Here is a 16579-nt window from a genome sequence, read left to right as displayed (position 1 = left end):
GGTGTGCGCAAGGCGTCGGCGGCGCTGGGCAGCGCCCTGTACCTCGTCGTGGTCTCCGGCAGCCTGGCCGTGCTGGTCCCCTGGTGGCTGACCGGCGGCTGGCAGGCCGGTGACTGGTGGCTGCCGCTGCGGCTGCTCGGCCTCGTTCCCCTGGCGGCCGGCACCGCCGTGATCCTGGAGGCCTTCACGCGGTTCGCCCGGGAAGGGCTCGGCACCCCGTCACCCGTCGCACCGCCCACGCGGCTGGTGGTGAGCGGGCCGTACCGGTACGTGCGCAATCCGGTCCACCTCGCGGTCGTCGCCGTGCTCTGCGGCCAGGGCCTGCTCCTCGCCCGCCCGGTGCTGTTCGGATACGCGGCCGGGATCTGGGTGCTCACCTGGGCCTTCGTGCGCTGGGACGAGGAGCCGGGGCTGGTGCGCCGGTTCGGCGCGGAGTACGAGCGCTACCGGCGGGCGGTACCGGCCTGGTGGCCGCGGCGCACGCCGTGGCGGGGTGCCTGAGAACGCGTCGCCGCCCGCCACGGCAACTGTCCGTGCACGGGCGGGCGTTGGCGTCGTCACCCCTAGTACGACACGAGTCACCAATACGTGGCGTCGACACCTGTTGAAACCAGTTGTTTTTCGCCGCTCCCCGGGACGACCCCCCACAGGCCGGCCCAGGGAGCGGCTTGGTGCCCGGAAGCCGGCGGGCGGCCCCACTCCGCCCGTCGGTCCCGGTGCGAGATCGCAGGTTCCCCGCTCCAGGGGCCGCACTCCCCAGTTGCGAGCCTGATCCGGCGATGCGAGGACCGCGCGATCCCGGTCCCTAGAAGGAGAAGACGCTGCTGTTCAGCGCGTCCTTCATGCAGGAGTTGCCGAAGCTGCGCTCGTAGGAGACGCGCTTGCCCTGCCAGACGCCCTGGACGGTGACGACCACGGGGTCGTACAGCTTGGTGCACCAGACGTCGTCCCGGGGCTGCAGGGCCGAGAAGTCGCCGCCGATGCCGCGCAGTTCGGCGCAGGCCTGGGCCGCGGCAGGGTGAGTGCCGGAGGCCGTCGGGGCGCAGTTCAGGGTGACGGCGCGCTCCGGAGTGGCCGTCGCCGCGTTGTCGCCGTGGCCGGTGGTGAGGACCAGCGCCGAGGGGGCGTAGAGCGACGACGGGCCGGCAGCCGGTGCAGCGCCGGCGGCCCCGGTCAGGGGTCCGCAGACGGCGGCGGCCGTGAGGCCGAGAGTCGCTGCCCAGCGCGCGGTGTTCCGCATTGTGTGCATCCTTCCGCTCGAATAGACGGGTCGCGCTCCAGCCCGGTCGGTGCCGGAGCGGCGAGCGACACTCTGCCGAGTCCGTCGACGAAACACACATCGAACCCACATCTTTCAGTAACCTTGCGTGTTGAAACAGTGGCGTGAAGTTACGGAAATCGAACACGTCGACCCCATGACTGCGCGGTTCTTGATCGCGGATGGCGGTCGGATGGCTGAAAACCACCGCCTAGTTAATAGGCCTGAAACATTCCGGCTCAGCCCTCGGCGAACCCCTTCGTGACGCCTTGTGTTCATGAAACGGTCGGAGTAATCGTGATTACATGATTACGCCAGAGCAGAGAGAGAAGCTCCGCGGCTGGTTCGCCGGCCGCCTGCCCGACGATCTCTTCGAGGACCTGGTCGAGGTGACCCCCGACCGCGAGGAGATCACCGTGATCGGGCGCATCCCGGAGCCCCGGCTCGCCGAGGGCGCCTCGGACGCCGAGCGGGAGGCCGCCGTACGGGCACGGATCCAGGAGTTCCGGGAGCGGACCCGCGAGGCCCGGATCGAGGTGGCCCGCGAGGCCGAGCACCTGTTCCGCCGGAAGGTGTCCTGGGGCGTGGTGTGCGGTGCCGAGCGCGCCCTGTTCACGCATGTGGCCGCGCCGGTGATGACCCGACTGCGGCAGCCCGAGCGGCAGGTCCTGGACACCCTGATCGCCGGGGGCGTGGCGCGCAGCCGCAGTGACGCCCTCGCCTGGTGCGTGCGTCTGGTGCAGCGTCACACCGACGACTGGCTGACCGAGTTGCGCGAGTCCCTGGAACACGTCCAGCGGGTCAGGGCGCAGGGACCGGACAGTGAGGAGGTGGTCGATTCCTCCAGTGGCGACGGCGAAGATGGATGAAACGTCCTCTGGCAGGGGTCTTCTCCGGCGCCGTACCGTCGGCAGACCCCTCCGGGACGTCCTCCCGCCCGCGTCGCACACCCCTGCGGCTGCGACGGTCGTCCGCCACCGCCGCGCCACGAAGCGCTCCATCGCCGCATACTCGCTGGAGCCCGCCTTGACCCCTCGGTCCCCCGAATCCCCCACCACGCCGCCGCCGTCACTGACCGAGGTCGAGCCCTACGGCGTCGAGCGCATCCCGGACGCGGACCGCACCGCGACCCCGCTCGACCTCTTCCGGGTCGCCTTCGGCGGCGCCAACACGTTCTCCACCTGCGTCCTCGGCGCGTTCCCGATCCTGTTCGGGCTCTCCTTCTGGCAGGGGCTCGCGGCCACCCTCCTGGGGGTCGTCGCGGGCGCGCTGATCCTGTGCCCGATGGCCGTGTTCGGCCCGGTCAACGGCACGAACAACGCCGTGTCGTCCTCCGCGCACCTGGGTGTGCACGGCCGTGTGGTGGGCTCGTTCCTGTCGCTGCTGACGGCCGTCGCGTTCTTCTCCATCTCGGTGTGGAGCTCCGGCGACGCCCTGGTCGGCGGCGCGCACCGGCTGTTCGGCCTGGAGCGCAGCACCCTATCGTACGTCGTCGCGTACGCGCTGTTCGCCGGGCTGGTCCTCGCGGTGTGCGTCTACGGCTTCCGGTTCATGCTCTTCGTGAACAAGATCGCCGTGACCTCGGCGACCGTGCTGTTCCTGCTCGGGGCGATCGCCTTCGCGGGTGACTTCGACGCGTCGTACGCCGGTGTCTTCACGGCCTCGGCGGACGCGGCGACCAGGTCGCTGTTCTGGCCGTCGTTCATAGGTGCGGCCCTGATCGTGCTGTCCAACCCGGTGTCGTTCGGGGCGTTCCTCGGCGACTGGTCGCGCTACATCCCGGCAAACACCCCGCGCCGCAAGGTGGTCGGTGCCGCGTTCCTCTCGCAGATCGCGACGCTGCTGCCGTTCGTCTTCGGTCTGGCGACCGCGAGCATCATCGCGACGAAGGCGCCGAAGTACGTCGACCCGGCCGCGCCCGACTTCGTGGGCGGACTGCTGGCGATCTCGCCGAGCTGGTTCTTCCTGCCGGTGTGCCTGCTGGCCCTGATCGGCGGCATGTCGACGGGCACCACCTCGCTGTACGGCACCGGCCTGGACTTCTCGTCGGTCTTCCCGAAGCTGTCCCGCGTCCGGGCGACGCTGCTGGTCGGCGTGCTGTCCATCGCGTTCATCTTCATCGGCCGGTTCGGCCTGGACCTCGTGCAGTCGATCTCGACGTTCGCCACGATGATCATCACGTGCACCACACCGTGGATGGTCGTGCTGATGCTCGGCTTCTACACCCGCCGCGGCTGGTACGACCCGGACGCCCTGCAGGTCTTCAACCGGCGTCAGCGCGGCGGCCGCTACTGGTTCGCGCACGGCTGGAACTGGCGTGGCATGACGGCCTGGTGGGTGGCCGCCGTGGTCGGCGTGCTGTTCACCGACATCCCGGGCCAGTTCGTCGGACCGCTGGGCGACCTGGCGAGCGGCGTCGACATCAGCCTGCCGCTGTCGCTCGCGGTCGCCGCCGTGCTGTTCCTGGCGCTGCTGCGGCTGTTCCCCGAACCCCGGGCGGCGTACGGGCCCGAGGGTGCGCGCCTGGCCCGTACCGTCGAGGCCCCGGTGCCGCCGATCACCGGTCCGGATGCTCCGGCGGACGAGGTGCCGACCGCGCTCGCGGCCGAGGGCGGCCGATGACCGGGTGGTTCGACCTGTCGGTACCCGTGGTCACCGGGATGCCCGTGTATCCCGGTGACCCCGAGGTCACGGTCTCCCCCGCCCTGCGGGCCCCGTCCGACGGCGTCAACGTCCTGTCCCTGCACCTGGGTTCGCAGTCCGGAACCCATGTCGACGCGCCGTACCACGTCGACGACGCCTGGCCCCGGCTGGACGAGCTCCCGCTGGACCGGTTCGCCGGGCCCGCGGTCGTGGCCGACGTCCGGGGGCTGCCCGCCCGGGCGCCGATCACGCCGGGCCTGCTGGCCCCGGCGCTCGACGCCCTCGCGGCGACGCCGGGCGCGCTGCTGCTGCTCGTCACCGGCTGGTCGGCGCACTGGGGCACGGACACGTACCTCGCCCACCCCTGGCTGACCCCGCAGGCGGCCCGGGCCGTGGTGGCGGCGGGCGCGCGCACGGTGGCCGTCGACGCGCTCAGCGTCGACCCCACGCCCCAACCGGGTGATCCACAGGCCGGCTTCGGGCTGCCCGCCCATCGGGTGCTGTGCGGCGCCGGCGGGGTGATCGCCGAGAACCTCAACGGGCTGGAGCGGCTGGTGGGCGCCGAGGCGGTGGAGGTGTTCCTCTTCCCGCTGCGGCTGCCCGGGTCGGACGGCGCTCCGGTCCGGGCGGTCGCCCGGGTCGGCTGAGCGCCTCACGGACCGTCGCCGGTCGCCGGGCCGGAATCCTCGGCGAGGCGGCCGGCCGCGCCCGAGGGCCCCTGCCGACGTGTGCCTACTCGCCAGTATCGTCGGGCCGCAGCGCGTACTCAGCGACGAGAGGCGGACGGCCGGATGGCGAAGCACTGGGCGGACTTCCAGTACGAGATCTATCTGAACGGGATGTCGGGGGCCGTGCCCCGGCTGCCCACGGACCTGACCCGGCTGGAGGAGCTGGCCGCGCACCGGCTCGGGCCCGGCCCGGTGGGCTATGTGGCGGGCAGCGCGGGCGACGGCAGCACGGCACGCGCCAACCGGGCGGCCCTGGCCCGGCGCCGGATCGTGCCGCGCATGCTCAGGGACGTACAGGAGCGTGACCTGTCGGTGCGGGTGCTGGGCCGCGCCCTGCCGGCGCCGCTGGCTCTGGCCCCGGTGGGCGTGCTGTCGATCATGCATCCGGACGCCGAGTCCGCGGCCGCCCGGGCCGCCGCGGCGCAGGGGGTGCCGTACATCCTGTCGTCGGCGTCGAGTACGCCGATGGAGCAGGTGGCGGAGGCGATGGGGGACGCCGAGCGGTGGTTCCAGCTGTACTGGGGCAAAGACCGTGAGGTGACCCGGAGCTTCCTCTCCCGGGCGAAGGCGGCCGGGTTCTCGGTGCTGGTCGTCACCCTGGACACCCCGCTGCTGGCGTGGCGGCCGCGCGATCTGGACCAGGCGTATCTGCCGTTCCTGCACGGGGTGGGCACCGCCAACTACTTCACCGACCCGGCCTTCCGGTCGGGTCTCGACAAGCCGGTGCACGTGGACCCGAACGCGGCGGTGCTGCACTTCCTCGGGCTGTTCGGGGACGCGAGCCACACCTGGCCCGACCTTGCGTTCCTGCGCGAGCACTGGGACGGGCCGATCGTCCTCAAGGGCGTCCTGCACCCGGACGACGCCCGGCTCGCCGCGGACGCCGGGATGGACGGGGTGGTGGTCTCCAACCACGGCGGCCGGCAGGTGGCCGGCTCCGTCGCGACGGCCGACGCGCTGCCCCGGATCGCGGACGCGGTCGGCGACCGGCTGACGGTGCTGTTCGACAGCGGGGTGCGCACCGGCGACGACGTGTTCAAGGCCCTCGCCCTCGGCGCCCGGGCGGTGCTGCTGGGGCGGCCGTACGTGTACGGGCTCGGTCTGGAGGGGCAGGCGGGCGTGGAGCACGTCATCCGCTGTGTGCTCGCGGAGTTGGACCTCACGCTCGCCCTGTCCGGGCACTCCGCTCCGGGTACCGTCACGGCGGACGACCTCGTCGAGGCCGCCGACTGACGGGCTCGTGTCCCGCCGCCGGCCGGCGGCGGGACACTCCGATCGCTGCTACGTGCCCGTCCCGGGCAGCTCCGCAGGCTGTGCGGACGGCCCCTCGGTGCCGGCTATCGACAGCGAGCCTGGGCTGGCCGACGGTCCGTCGGTCAGCCAGCGCTGTCCGGCGGAGCGGTCCCGGACCTTGACGACGATGTCGGCGCCCGCGGTCTCGCCGGCCGTGGCCAGGGCGAGGGTCTCGTCCCAGCGGGGCAGCAACTCGCCCTGCACGGTGAGGTCGTAGCGCACGTCGTCCCCGCGCCGCGCGCCCACGTCGGCGCAGGTGCCGAGGATGACGACGCCCGCGTCGGCGTGCGAGTCCAGGCACAGGCCGGAGCCGGCCGCGCTGCGCAGCAGCCCGTCGGCCTCGTACGTCCACTGCTGCGTGGGCGCGGAGGAGCAGACGGCGAGCGTGGCACTCGCCCCGGCAGCGGGCTTGCCCTTGACGTCCAGGCACAGGTCGGCGGCGGCGTTGTGCAGCCGGGTCGCCCGGCCGGCCGCGGGCAGGCCCGCCGTGCCGGGTGTGGTGGCCGAGGCGGGCGGGGACTGGGCGTCGGTGCCGGGGGCGGCGCCCGTCGAGGCGACCGGGTCGGTGCCGTCGCCGCCGTCCGGCCACACGCTGATCGCGAGGACGGTCGCGAGCAGCCCGGCCGAGGCGACCCCGACTCCCGTGAGCAGCGTCCTGGACGACCAGCCGTCGCCGGCCGCCCGGCGCCCACGGGTCCGGGCGAGCGTCCCGGTATCCGCCTCGCCCCGTCGGCGGCCGCCGGGCACCGCGACCCGGCCGAGCAGCCCGGGCTTGCCGCCGCGTCTGCGGCCGCCGGAGCGCCGGGAGGTGCCGCGGGTGCGCGCGGGGCCGGGCCGTCGGCGGCCGGGGCGCGACTCCAGGTACCGGCGGGCACCCCAGCCGAGGACCGCCTCGGCGAGCAGCACGCCGAGTCCGGCCTCGATCTGGCCCAGTTGCTCGGCGGCGTGCCGGCAGTAGGGGCAGGCGGCGAGATGCTGCCGGACGTCCGGCAGCAGTGGGCCGCCCCGGCGGATCGGTACGTCGAGAAGGCGGTTGTAGTGGCGGCAGTCGGTGCTCGGCGCGAGTTCCCGATGGGCTCGGACACAGCCTTCCCGAAATGTGTCGCGGGCCTGATCGAGTGCGGCTGCCGCACTGTCGAAGTCCATGCCGAGCAGTCCCGCGGGGACGCTTATCGGCTCGGCCTCCACCTCGGTGTGCCACAGCAACGCCTGTTCGAGCCGGGGCAGGCTCTGGAAAGAATGTTCGGACAGTGCACGGTTTTCCGGTATCAGGGACTTCGCGGTACGCATACCGCGGCCTCCGGCGGGCTTCAGCAGGCCCGGCAGTACGGCTGCTATCCGGTCCGTGGCGGCCCAGTTCACGACGGAGTCCCGGACCGCCACCAGCAGGCGCGGCCGTATCGCGTCGGCGGGTTCGCCGAGCGCGAGCCGGTCGAGAACCTGGTGGAAGGCCGCGGCGGAGACCATGTGGGCGAGGGGCCCGGGTGCGGCCAGGCAGATGACCGCGTAGTCGTGGACCGGCTGCCAGTGCCGGGCCATCAGGAGGGCGGCGGACCGGGAGGCCTCCGCGTCGGAGCCGGCGCGCAGCGGCGCGGCGAGGGACTCGTCCGACTCCCCGGTATCGCCCCCTGGGGGCGGATAGGGAGGACGAGGGGGGTGGGGGGTGGGCACTGAGCGGATTCCTTTGTGCGTATGGCGAGTTGGCGCCCATCTCGGGGATGTGCGCGCGGGGAGCGGGAATTCGCCGGTGCGGCACTACCGGCCCGGTTCCCCAACTGCCGAAAGGACTCCGGCGTTTACCCCCCGCACGGTCGTTTCAACCCTTGCACAACTTCCACACATGCAACAAGGCGCACGCACGACATCGGCCGGTTTGAAAGAAAGTCAGAATTCGGCAGGGGTCGCAGGTCCGCCGCGCCGGCTTTCGGTTTTCCGTGCGCCCCGTGTGAAGGGTGCGCACACACCGGCCGGCCGCGCACGCTCCCGAGGTCCGTCGCCCGGTAGTGGACTGGGTTCCGGCCCTCTCTGAAGGCCTCGCGCAGGACGGCGGCTCTCCTGCGCGAAACCGGCCGCCGGCCCCGTTCCTCCCGCCCGCGGCCGGCGGCCCCGGCGGCTTCCCCCGGCGGCCGCGGCGGTGCCAGATCCTGCCCGGATCAGATCTGCCAGGAACGGAGCCGGTCGGCCGCCCCGTACACGTCGGTCTTGCCGGACATCAGGTCGCGGGCGAGGTCCACCAGGGCTCCGTAGGGCGGGTCGATGCCGACGCCGCTGACGAACATGTAGGCCACCGCCGTCGCGCACGCGAAACGGGCGTTGGCCGCGGGCAGCGGCTTGAGCATGGCGAGGGTGTGCAGCAGGGCGGCGGCCCGCCAGGCCGGGTCGGAGTCCACCCCGAGCCGGGGCGGGTCGACTCGGTGCCGGGCGACGGCGGCGACCAGCGCGGAGAAGTCGTCGACCGTGGGCTGATCGGGCAGGACCTCCTCGTGACGCTGGAGCAGCCATGGGACGTCGATATGGATGACGGAGGACATCGCTCAGGCGGCCTCGCCCTTGGCGGGGATCTCGTCGTCGGGGAACGCGGCAGCGAACTCCTCGGCATGGGCGGCGAAGAAGCTCCGGAAGGCCTCCGCGCCCTCCTGCAGCGCCCGGTGCCGGGCGATGTCCGCGGCGGCCGCCTCGCGCACGAGGGCCTTCATCGACGTACCCCGCTCCTTGGCGATCTGCCGCAGGTCCTCTAGTTCGCGTTCGCTGAACTCCACGTTGAGAGCTGGCATGCCCCTCACGGTACCGCGAGGGTACTCATCCGTAAATACACCCAGGTCAGAGACCCTTTCCTGCGGTACCTGAAGGATGTCAGCGCAATGTCCGACTTCCGCCGGTGACGCGGCGCCGGGCGCAGCGGACTGGACCCATGGAGTTCACCCCGGCCGAGGCCCGCCGTCGCGTGGCCGGCACCGACTGGGACGCGCTCGCGGCCGAGTTGGACGAGCACGGCTGCGCGCCCACGGGCCCGCTGCTGACCCCCGAGGAGTGCGTCGGCCTGGCGGCCCTGTACGACAGGCCAGAGCTGTTCCGCACCACCGTCGATCTGGCCCGGCACCGGTTCGGCTCCGGCGAGTACCGCTACTTCACGCACGCCCTGCCCGCCCCCGTGGCCGCGCTGCGGGCCGCGCTCTACCCGCGTCCGCTCCCCGTCGCCCGGGACTGGGCAGCCCGTCTGGACCGTCCTGCGCCCTGGCCGGACTCCCTGGCCGAGTGGCTCGAGCGCTGCCGTGCCGCCGGCCAGGACCGTCGGCGCAGATCCTGCTGAGCTACGGTCCGGGCGACTGGAACGCCCTGCACCGGGACGTGTTCGGCGAGCTGGTCTTCCCGCTCCAGGTCGTGATCGCCCTGGACGCGTACGGCACCGACTACACCGGCGGCGAGTTCCTGCTGGTCGAGCAGCGGCCGCGCGCCCAGTCCCGAGGCACCGCGACCGTCCTGCGCAAGGGGCACGGACTGGTGTTCACGACCCGCGACCGGCCCGTGCGCACCCGACGCGGCTGGTCGGCCGGAGCGGTGCGGCACGGGGTGAGCACCGTGCGGTCCGGCCACCGGCGCACCCTGGGGCTGGTGTTCCACGACGCCGCCTGACACGGCCGGGCTCAGCCGCCCCGAGACCCGACATCACCAGACGCGCCGCCGAGGTTCCCTCATATATCAGCGCAAAACGTGTCTTATTTCATTCATGCACACACCTTCGCGGCGTACCCTGCTCCGAGCCCCTTTCGCTGCCGCCGGCGCGGGACTCCTTGCTGCCTGCACCGACTCCGGCTCCCACCCCCGCTCCGGCACAAGCTCCGGCCCTCGGGGTGCGTCGGCCGGCCAGGGGGACTTCGTTCCCCCAGGGCCCAAGGGATATGTCGAGCCGTCGGGTCCGGAGGTCCGGGCCGCCGAGCGCAAGCGCGGCTCCGGCCCGGTGCGCATGCTGAAGATGACCGCCGCCGAGACCACGCTGGACCTGGGCGGGCGGCAGGCGCGCACCTGGGCCTACCACGACCAGCTACCCGGACCGCTGGTGCGCGTCACCGCCGGCGACGTCCTCAGCCTCACCCTCGCCAACCGGCTGCCGACCACCACCACGCTCCACTCCCACGGCGTGCGCATGCGCTGCGACATGGACGGAGTTCCGGACCTGACCCAGCGGGCCATCGCCGCGGGAGACGAATTCACCTACCGGTTCACCGTCTCCCATCCGGGCACCTATTTCCTCCACTCCCACGTCGGACTCCAGCCCGACCGCGGTCTGTACACCCCGCTCATCGTCGACGACCCCAAGGAGCCCCTCAAGTACGACAAGGAATGGATCGTCATGCTGGACGACTGGCTCGACGGCGTGGACGGCTCCACCCCCGACGGGGTGCTCGCCCAGCTCAAGCCGGCGGGCATGAAGATGGGCAGCATGGCCATGGGCCCCGGACAGAGCGGTCACGGTTCCGGCAAGCCGGCGAGCCCGCACGCCTCGCCCTCGCACAGGTCCTCCGGCCCCTCCCGCGTGTTGCACGGCTCGCACAGCCAGTTGCTGCGCGGCGAGGCCGGCAGCGTGAACTATCCCCTCTACCTCGCCAACGGCCGCATGCCCACCCAGCCCTCGACGTTCCGCTGCCGCCCCGGTGACCGCATCCGGCTCCGCCTCATCAACGCCGGCTCCGAAACCGCCTTCCGCGTCGCGCTGGAGGGCCACCGACTGACCGTCACGCACACCGACGGCTACCCGGTGGAGCACAGGACGACCGACGCCCTCCTCATCGGCATGGCCGAGCGCTACGACGTTCTCGTCACCGCCAAGGACGGCGTCTTCCCCCTGGTCGCTCTGGCCGAGGGCAAGAAGGGCCAGGCTCTCGCCGTCCTGCGCACCGACATGGGGAGGGCCGTTCCCCCGGCCGACGTCCGCCCGGACGAGCTCGACGGGGAGATCGTCCCGGCCCGCCGTCTCGTACCGGCCGACTCCGTGGCCCTCGAGGACCGCGAACCCGACCGTGAGATGCGCGTCAGGGTCACCGGCTCGATGGCGAATTACGACTGGGGCTTCGACCACGAGCAGTACGACGAGCGCCAGCGCCACCCGGTCCGCGCCGGTGAGCGGGTGCGGCTCACGCTCATCAACGCCACCGACATGTGGCACCCTCTGCACCTGCACGGCCACACGTTCGCCATGACCGGCCTGGACGCCGTCGGCGCGCGCAAGGACACCGCGATCGTGCTCCCCCACCGCAAGCTGGTCGTCGAGTTCGACGCCGACAACCCGGGCCTCTGGATGCTCCACTGCCACAACCAGTACCACTCGGAGAGCGGCATGATGACCACCCTCGGATACCGCAAGTGACCGGGTGATCCGGAGGAGACACCCCTACCCCTGGTCCGCCATGAACGAGGCCATCCAGGCCAGCGCCGCGTTCCAGTTGACGGCCGTTTCGTTGGTGGACCAGGACTGGATGTCGTCGACGTAGCAGAACTGGCCCGTGCAGCCCTGCAGTCTGCTCTGTGCGTACGGGTCCTGGATGCTCGAGTTTGCGCCTCCGGCGAGGGTGCCCCGCGGCGGATCCGGCAGGTTCGGGTCGAGTTCGCGGGCGTACCAACGGCTGTGCTGACGATGGGAGCTGACCTCGCCGTAGCCCGTGACGTAGGAGATGTTCAGCGCGTTGCGGCCGAGGACGTAGTCCATGCCCTCCAGCGCGCCGTCCCGGTACTTCGCCGCGCCCGTCAGGTCGTAGGCGGTGGCGATGACGTGCGCGTTGTTGAGGACCTGGGCGTTGGAGCCCCAGTCGTAGAGGTTGCCGTCGGGTGCGTAGGGCATGCCGTACGGCTGGGACGCGGCGGTCGCCAGGTAGGTGTCGGCGCCCTCGATGACCGACCGGCGGACCCGGTCGCGGCCCGGCAGCTTGTTGGGCACGGTGGCGAGGTCGAGCCGGCCGGCCGCCGCCGTGCGGCCCCAGTCGAAGCCGAGCGGACCGAAGATGTCGGCGGTGTGGACGGGTGACTTCAGCACGAAGTCCGCGAACTCCTTTTCCCCGGTGGTGAGATACAGCTCCGCCGCGGCCCAGTAGAACTCGTCGGAGGCGTTGTCGTCGGGGTAGGCGCCGCCGCCGGTGCCGTCGTTCGGGTCGGGGTACGTCTCCGGGTGCGCGAGCGCGGCCCGCCAGGCCTTGCGGGCGGCCGTGAGCGCCCGCGCCGCGAACGCCCGGTCGTAGGGCCGGTACAGGCGGGCGGCCTGGGCGGCCGTCGCCGCCAGGTTGAGCGTGGCCTGGGTGGTCGGGGCGTGCAGCTCCCGCTTCTGCGGGTCGTCGCCCGGCAGCAGGGGCAGCCCGGTCCACTGGGCGTCGTGCACCTTGCTGTGGGCCATACCGGCGAGCGGCCGCCCGTCCGGGACCTGCATCTTCAGCAGGAACTCCAGCTCCCAGCGAGCCTCGTCGAGGACGTCCGGCACCTTGTTGCCGCTCTCGGGGAGGGCCAGGCTCCCGTCGCCGAGCCGCCCGGGCTGTCCGGTACGGGCGGACAGGGAACGCTCGTAGGCGCTCAGCAGCTCCCAGGTGGAGATGCCTCCGTTGACGACGTACTTGCCGTGGTCGCCGGCGTCGTACCAGCCGCCGGTGACATCCAGCGTGTAGTCGCACTGGCCCGGCCGGCAGGGGACGTTCGCGTCGCCCTGGTTGGGGGCCGTGTTCAGATGTCCGGCCGGGCGGCCGTAGCCGGGCCGCAGGTCGTCGCGGATCGCGATCCCACTGCGCTGGGTGTAGTAGTACTTCAGCGAGTCGAGGCTCAGTCGCTCGTAGGCGCCCGCCCCGATGCCGAAGGGGCGGCTCGTCTCCCCGTCGGCCACCAGCGTGAAGTCCGTGCCGCGGCCGCGGAAGGCACCGAAGTCGATCGAGTGGACGTTCTGCCCGGAGGAGACGTCGGTGCCGCGCGGTACGGTCCAGCCGTGGGCGACCGTTCGCCCGTCGGCGTTCTCCAGCCGCCAGCGCAGCGGGGCGGTGGCATCGGTGACGAGGGTGGCGTTCTTCGGCCCGGCCGGCAGGTAGGCCACCTGGTTGACGCGGACCCGGGGACCGGTGTCGGGCTCGTACTCCCGCACGGTGCTCTGCCCGGCCCCGGCCGGGCCGGCCGGCAGCGCGGAGAAGGCCACCGTCAGCACGGCGGTGAGGGACAGTAAGGCGGTGCTGCGTCGTTTCACGTCTGGGCTCCTCGGGGGGGGAGGTGCGGGTGACGCCCCCTGTGATGGGAGCGCTCCCAGATGCGGACGCACACCATGCTTGTTCCAAGCAGGACGCTCCGTCAACGGTCCGGACGGGGACGACTGCGAGCGCCGTCCCCGTCCGGACCTCGGCCGGCCTAGACGTCGAGCCGGCTGATGCGCACGGCTCCCCTGGCCTCGCCCGGGTACGCGCTGGTGAGCGTGAGGCGCACCCGTGAACCGCGTACCGGGACGAAGGTGATCACCGTGGGGCTGTCCGAGGCGGTGGCCCAGTCCACCTCGACGCCCGTCACCTGCGCGTAGGCACTCCCGTCCCACACCGCCACCTCGGCCTTGGCGGGCAGGGCGTGCGTGCCGTCGACCGTGAAGAAGACCGCCACCCGGTCGACGGTCCGGGCCCGCCCGAAGTCGACCGCGACCCAGTCCTCGGCGCGGGCCCCGTCGAAGGCGGGCAGCAGGGCCGTGGCCGACTTGGCGAAGGCGTTGGACCAGCCGGTGGCCGGGTCGCCGTCCAGCATCGCGGCGGGCAGGGTGTCCGGGCGGCCGGAGTAACTGGCGTCCGCGGAGGGACGGTCGGGGGCTGCCGGACGGTCGGGCTCGAAGGCGGGCGCGGCGGTGGTGGCGCCGCGGGCCGGTGTGGTCCGCACGCTCACCGTGCCCTTGCGCAGACCGTCCACGCGCGCCGTGACCTTCAGGGTGCCCGGCTCGCCGCCGGAGCGGACGATGGCGAGGGCCTTGCCGTGGAACGCGGTGCGGGTGCTGGCCTGGTAGCGCTCGGCGCTCTCCTCGCGGCCGTTGTCGAGGCCGGCCAGGGAGCCCCCGGCCACCTCGAAGGCGATGAGGTGCTCGGCGTCGGGCACGACCACTCCGTGCGCGTCCACGATGTCGGCGGTCACGAAGACCAGTGAACGGCCGTCGGCGGCGAGGGACTTGCGGTCGGCACTCAGGCGTACGGCGTGCGGGGCGCCCGCGGTGCGCAGCACATCGGTGGCGACCACCTTGCCGTCCCGCCGGGCCACCGCCTTCAGCTCACCGGGCCGGTACGGCACCTTCCAGGTCAGGTGCAGCTTGCCCGCGCTGCCGTTGGGGCTGGTGTAACTGCCCGGGTAGGGTCCGTCGGTGAAGGTCCTGTCGTCGCCGGTGGCCTCGGTGGTCTCCAGGTAACCGCGGCCGTCGGTGGTCTTCTTGACGTCGAACTCCCGCACCCCGAGGGACTCTCCGTCCAGGAACAGCTCGACGGAGGGGACGTTGGCGTACGCCCAGACCTCGACCGTGTCGCCCTCCTCGTGGTTCCAGGTCATCGGCAGCAGATGGACCATCGGCTCGGTCGTCCACTGGCTCCGGAACAGGTGGTACATGTCCTTCGGGAAGCCGGCCGTGTCGACGGCGCCGAAGAAGGACGCCTTCACCGGGAAGACGTCGTACGGGGTGGGCTCGCCGATGTAGTCGATGCCCGACCACAGGAACTGCCCCGCGAACCACTTCCGGTCCCGGTCCTTCTTGTGCCCGTACTCGCCGCTCATCGTCCAGGAGGCGAGGTTGTTGTCGTAGGAGGAGGTCTCGCGCCTGCCCGGCGTGTGGTTCTCGCCGGTGTTGAGGTGCTCAGGCTCCTGGTACGAGCCCCGGGTCGAGGTCTCCGAGGAGGACTCGGACTCGAAGAGGAACAGGTGCGGGTACTTGGCGTGCAGGGCGTCGACCGACCTGGCCGTGTTGTAGTTCAGGCCCAGGCCGTCGAGCTTGGCGAGCATGCGGTCGGCCGCGGAACCGGTGGCGGGCACGCCGTGGTACTTGTTCGAGCCGATGACGACCGGGCGGGTGTCGTCGGCGGCCTTGATCGCACCGATGATCCGGTCGGCCATGGCGAGCCCGGCGGTCGAGGTGGAGTCGGGGATCTCGTTGCCGATGGACCACAGCACGACGGCGGGCGAGTTGCGGGCCGCCAGCACCATCTCCGTGGCGTCCTTCTCGCACCACTCGTCGAAGAACCGGCCGTAGTCGTACCTGGTCTTGCCGGTCTTCCAGCAGTCGAAGGCCTCCACCATCATCACGATGCCCAGCTCCTCACAGACCTGGATCATCTGCGGCGAGGGCGGGTTGTGCGAGGTGCGGAAGGCGTTGACGCCCATCGACTTCATGATCGTCATCTGCCGGCGCACCGCGTCCACGCTGATCGCCGCGCCGAGGGCGCCCTGGTCGTGGTGCAGGTCGACGCCCTTGATCTTGGCGGGGGCGCCGTTGAGGGAGAAGCCCTCGTCCGGGTCGAAGCGATAGGTGCGGATGCCGAAGGAGGTCCGGTGCGTGTCGGTGGTGCGGCCGCCGGCGCGGAGTTCGGTGTGCAGGGTGTAGCGGTGGTCCGGGCTCGTGAAGTCCCACAGGAGGGGATCGGCGACGCTCAGTTCGTGGGTCTCGGTGGCCCGCTCGGAGACGGCGACCGTGGTGGACGTACGGGCGACCGTGCGGCCGTCGGGGCCGGTGATCCGGGACAGGACCTCGACGTCGGTGCCGGTGCCGGACTCGTTGAGCACGGTGGTGACGACCCGCACCACGGCCTGTTCGGCACCGACCTCGGGTGTGGTGACGTACGTGCCCCAGCGGGCCACGTGCACGGGCTCGGTGATCACCAGCCGGGCCTCGCGGTAGATGCCGCTGCCCGAGTACCAGCGGCTGCTCGGCAGCTGGTTCTGGACCTTGACCGCGAGGACGTTCGGGGTGCTCCCGTCGGTGTGCACCAGGTCGGTGAGGTCGAGGGCGAAGCCCGTGTAGCCGTAGGGGTGGCGTCCGGCCTCGGTGCCGTTGCAGTAGACGTACGAGTCCATGTAGACGCCGTCGAACTCCACCGAGATCCGCTTGCCGGCGTGGGCGGGCGGCAGGGTGAAGGCGAGCCGGTACCAGCCGAGGCCGCCGGGGAAGAAGCCGGTGCCGCTGGTGGTGCCGTGGTCCGTCGTGGGGGTCTGTTCGATGCTCCAGTCATGGGGTGCGGCCACCTCACGCCAGGCCGAGTCGTCGTATCCCGGCTCGGCGGCCTGTGCGTAAGCGCCGGTCGGGTCGGTGATGCCACCCGGGTTGACCAGCGCGAAGCGCCAGCCGTCGCGCAGCGGGACGGTATGGCGTCCCGGCGCGGCACCGGACGCCGCGGCCGGTGCCGCCGCGGCGTCCGTACCGCCCAGGAGTGCTCCGGCCGCGGGCGCTGCCGTGGCTGCGACCAGAACCGATCTGCGAGTGACCGTCATGGCGGCTCTCCCTCATCAGGGCCCAGAAGTACTCACAACTGATCGTGAACAAACAGATTCTGACGGTCTGCCACACGCGATCGTCAAGGGTGCGGCACCCTGCACCTGCCCCGTCCGGCACTTCGGCCTGAATTCCCCCTTGACCGTGTTCGACGGATCGGCCCGGTCTCCGGGGGTCGGGGTCCACGGGAGTACG

The 16579-nt window shown here is 72.0% G+C and carries 12 protein-coding genes and 1 pseudogene; 7 read left to right on the top strand and 6 right to left on the bottom strand.

The window, feature by feature from the left end:
- Window positions 1-3: 3 nt before the first annotated feature.
- On the top strand, window positions 4-501 hold the full coding sequence (locus ACIF83_RS42310) for a methyltransferase family protein (protein ID WP_398140142.1): 498 nt from the start codon (window positions 4-6) through the stop codon (window positions 499-501).
- A 304-nt stretch (window positions 502-805) separates the two neighbouring features.
- On the opposite strand, the gene ACIF83_RS42305 is transcribed toward ACIF83_RS42310, so the two are convergent.
- Window positions 806-1240, bottom strand: coding sequence for a protease inhibitor (locus ACIF83_RS42305; RefSeq protein ID WP_399735569.1), 435 nt, complete (start codon window positions 1238-1240; stop codon window positions 806-808).
- Window positions 1241-1563: 323 nt separating this feature from the next.
- Here ACIF83_RS42305 and ACIF83_RS42300 point away from each other — a divergent pair, with 323 nt between their 5' ends.
- The 4 genes from ACIF83_RS42300 to ACIF83_RS42285 all read left to right on the top strand — a co-directional run bounded on the left by ACIF83_RS42300 (window position 1564) and on the right by ACIF83_RS42285 (window position 5862).
- A complete protein-coding gene (locus tag ACIF83_RS42300) occupies window positions 1564-2127 on the top strand; it encodes a hypothetical protein (RefSeq protein WP_399735566.1) in 564 nt (187 codons plus the stop codon).
- A gap of 157 nt (window positions 2128-2284) precedes the next feature.
- A complete protein-coding gene (locus ACIF83_RS42295; RefSeq protein WP_399735563.1) occupies window positions 2285-3880 on the top strand; it encodes a purine-cytosine permease family protein in 1596 nt (531 codons plus the stop codon).
- Complete coding sequence (locus tag ACIF83_RS42290) at window positions 3877-4548, top strand: cyclase family protein (RefSeq protein ID WP_399735560.1); 672 nt, start codon at window positions 3877-3879, stop codon at window positions 4546-4548. Before ACIF83_RS42295 ends, ACIF83_RS42290 begins: the two co-directional genes overlap by 4 nt.
- Window positions 4549-4692: 144 nt before the next feature.
- Window positions 4693-5862, top strand: a complete 1170-nt coding sequence (locus ACIF83_RS42285; RefSeq protein ID WP_399735557.1) for a lactate 2-monooxygenase — start codon at window positions 4693-4695, stop codon at window positions 5860-5862.
- A 48-nt stretch (window positions 5863-5910) separates the two neighbouring features.
- On the opposite strand, the gene ACIF83_RS42280 is transcribed toward ACIF83_RS42285, so the two are convergent.
- From ACIF83_RS42280 to ACIF83_RS42270, 3 genes are all read right to left on the bottom strand, one after another.
- The gene (locus ACIF83_RS42280; protein WP_399735554.1) at window positions 5911-7593 is read right to left on the bottom strand and encodes an RICIN domain-containing protein; all 1683 of its coding nucleotides are present in this window, start codon (window positions 7591-7593) and stop codon (window positions 5911-5913) included.
- A gap of 482 nt (window positions 7594-8075) precedes the next feature.
- Window positions 8076-8453: a toxin Doc gene (locus tag ACIF83_RS42275; protein ID WP_399735551.1), complete on the bottom strand. Its 378-nt coding sequence runs from the start codon at window positions 8451-8453 to the stop codon at window positions 8076-8078.
- Window positions 8454-8456: 3 nt separating this feature from the next.
- The gene (locus ACIF83_RS42270; protein ID WP_393477795.1) at window positions 8457-8696 is read right to left on the bottom strand and encodes a hypothetical protein; all 240 of its coding nucleotides are present in this window, start codon (window positions 8694-8696) and stop codon (window positions 8457-8459) included.
- 137 nt (window positions 8697-8833) lie between these two features.
- On the opposite strand from ACIF83_RS42270, the pseudogene ACIF83_RS42265 reads away from it, so the two are divergent.
- Together ACIF83_RS42265 and ACIF83_RS42260 are read left to right on the top strand one after the other, a co-directional pair.
- Window positions 8834-9555: pseudogene (locus ACIF83_RS42265) on the top strand (2OG-Fe(II) oxygenase).
- A 94-nt stretch (window positions 9556-9649) separates the two neighbouring features.
- Window positions 9650-11287, top strand: coding sequence for a multicopper oxidase family protein (locus tag ACIF83_RS42260; RefSeq protein WP_399735548.1), 1638 nt, complete (start codon window positions 9650-9652; stop codon window positions 11285-11287).
- 24 nt (window positions 11288-11311) lie between these two features.
- On the opposite strand, the gene ACIF83_RS42255 is transcribed toward ACIF83_RS42260, so the two are convergent.
- Complete coding sequence (locus ACIF83_RS42255) at window positions 11312-13069, bottom strand: glycoside hydrolase family 9 protein (RefSeq protein ID WP_399735652.1); 1758 nt, start codon at window positions 13067-13069, stop codon at window positions 11312-11314.
- A gap of 221 nt (window positions 13070-13290) precedes the next feature.
- Window positions 13291-16383, bottom strand: coding sequence for a glycoside hydrolase family 2 TIM barrel-domain containing protein (locus ACIF83_RS42250; protein ID WP_399735545.1), 3093 nt, complete (start codon window positions 16381-16383; stop codon window positions 13291-13293).
- Window positions 16384-16579 lie beyond the last annotated feature (196 nt).

The organism is Streptomyces sp. NPDC085866 (assembly GCF_044541035.1).
Taxonomy (GTDB): Bacteria; Actinomycetota; Actinomycetes; order Streptomycetales; family Streptomycetaceae; genus Streptomyces.
This window is presented reverse-complemented; position numbering and strand designations above follow the sequence as displayed.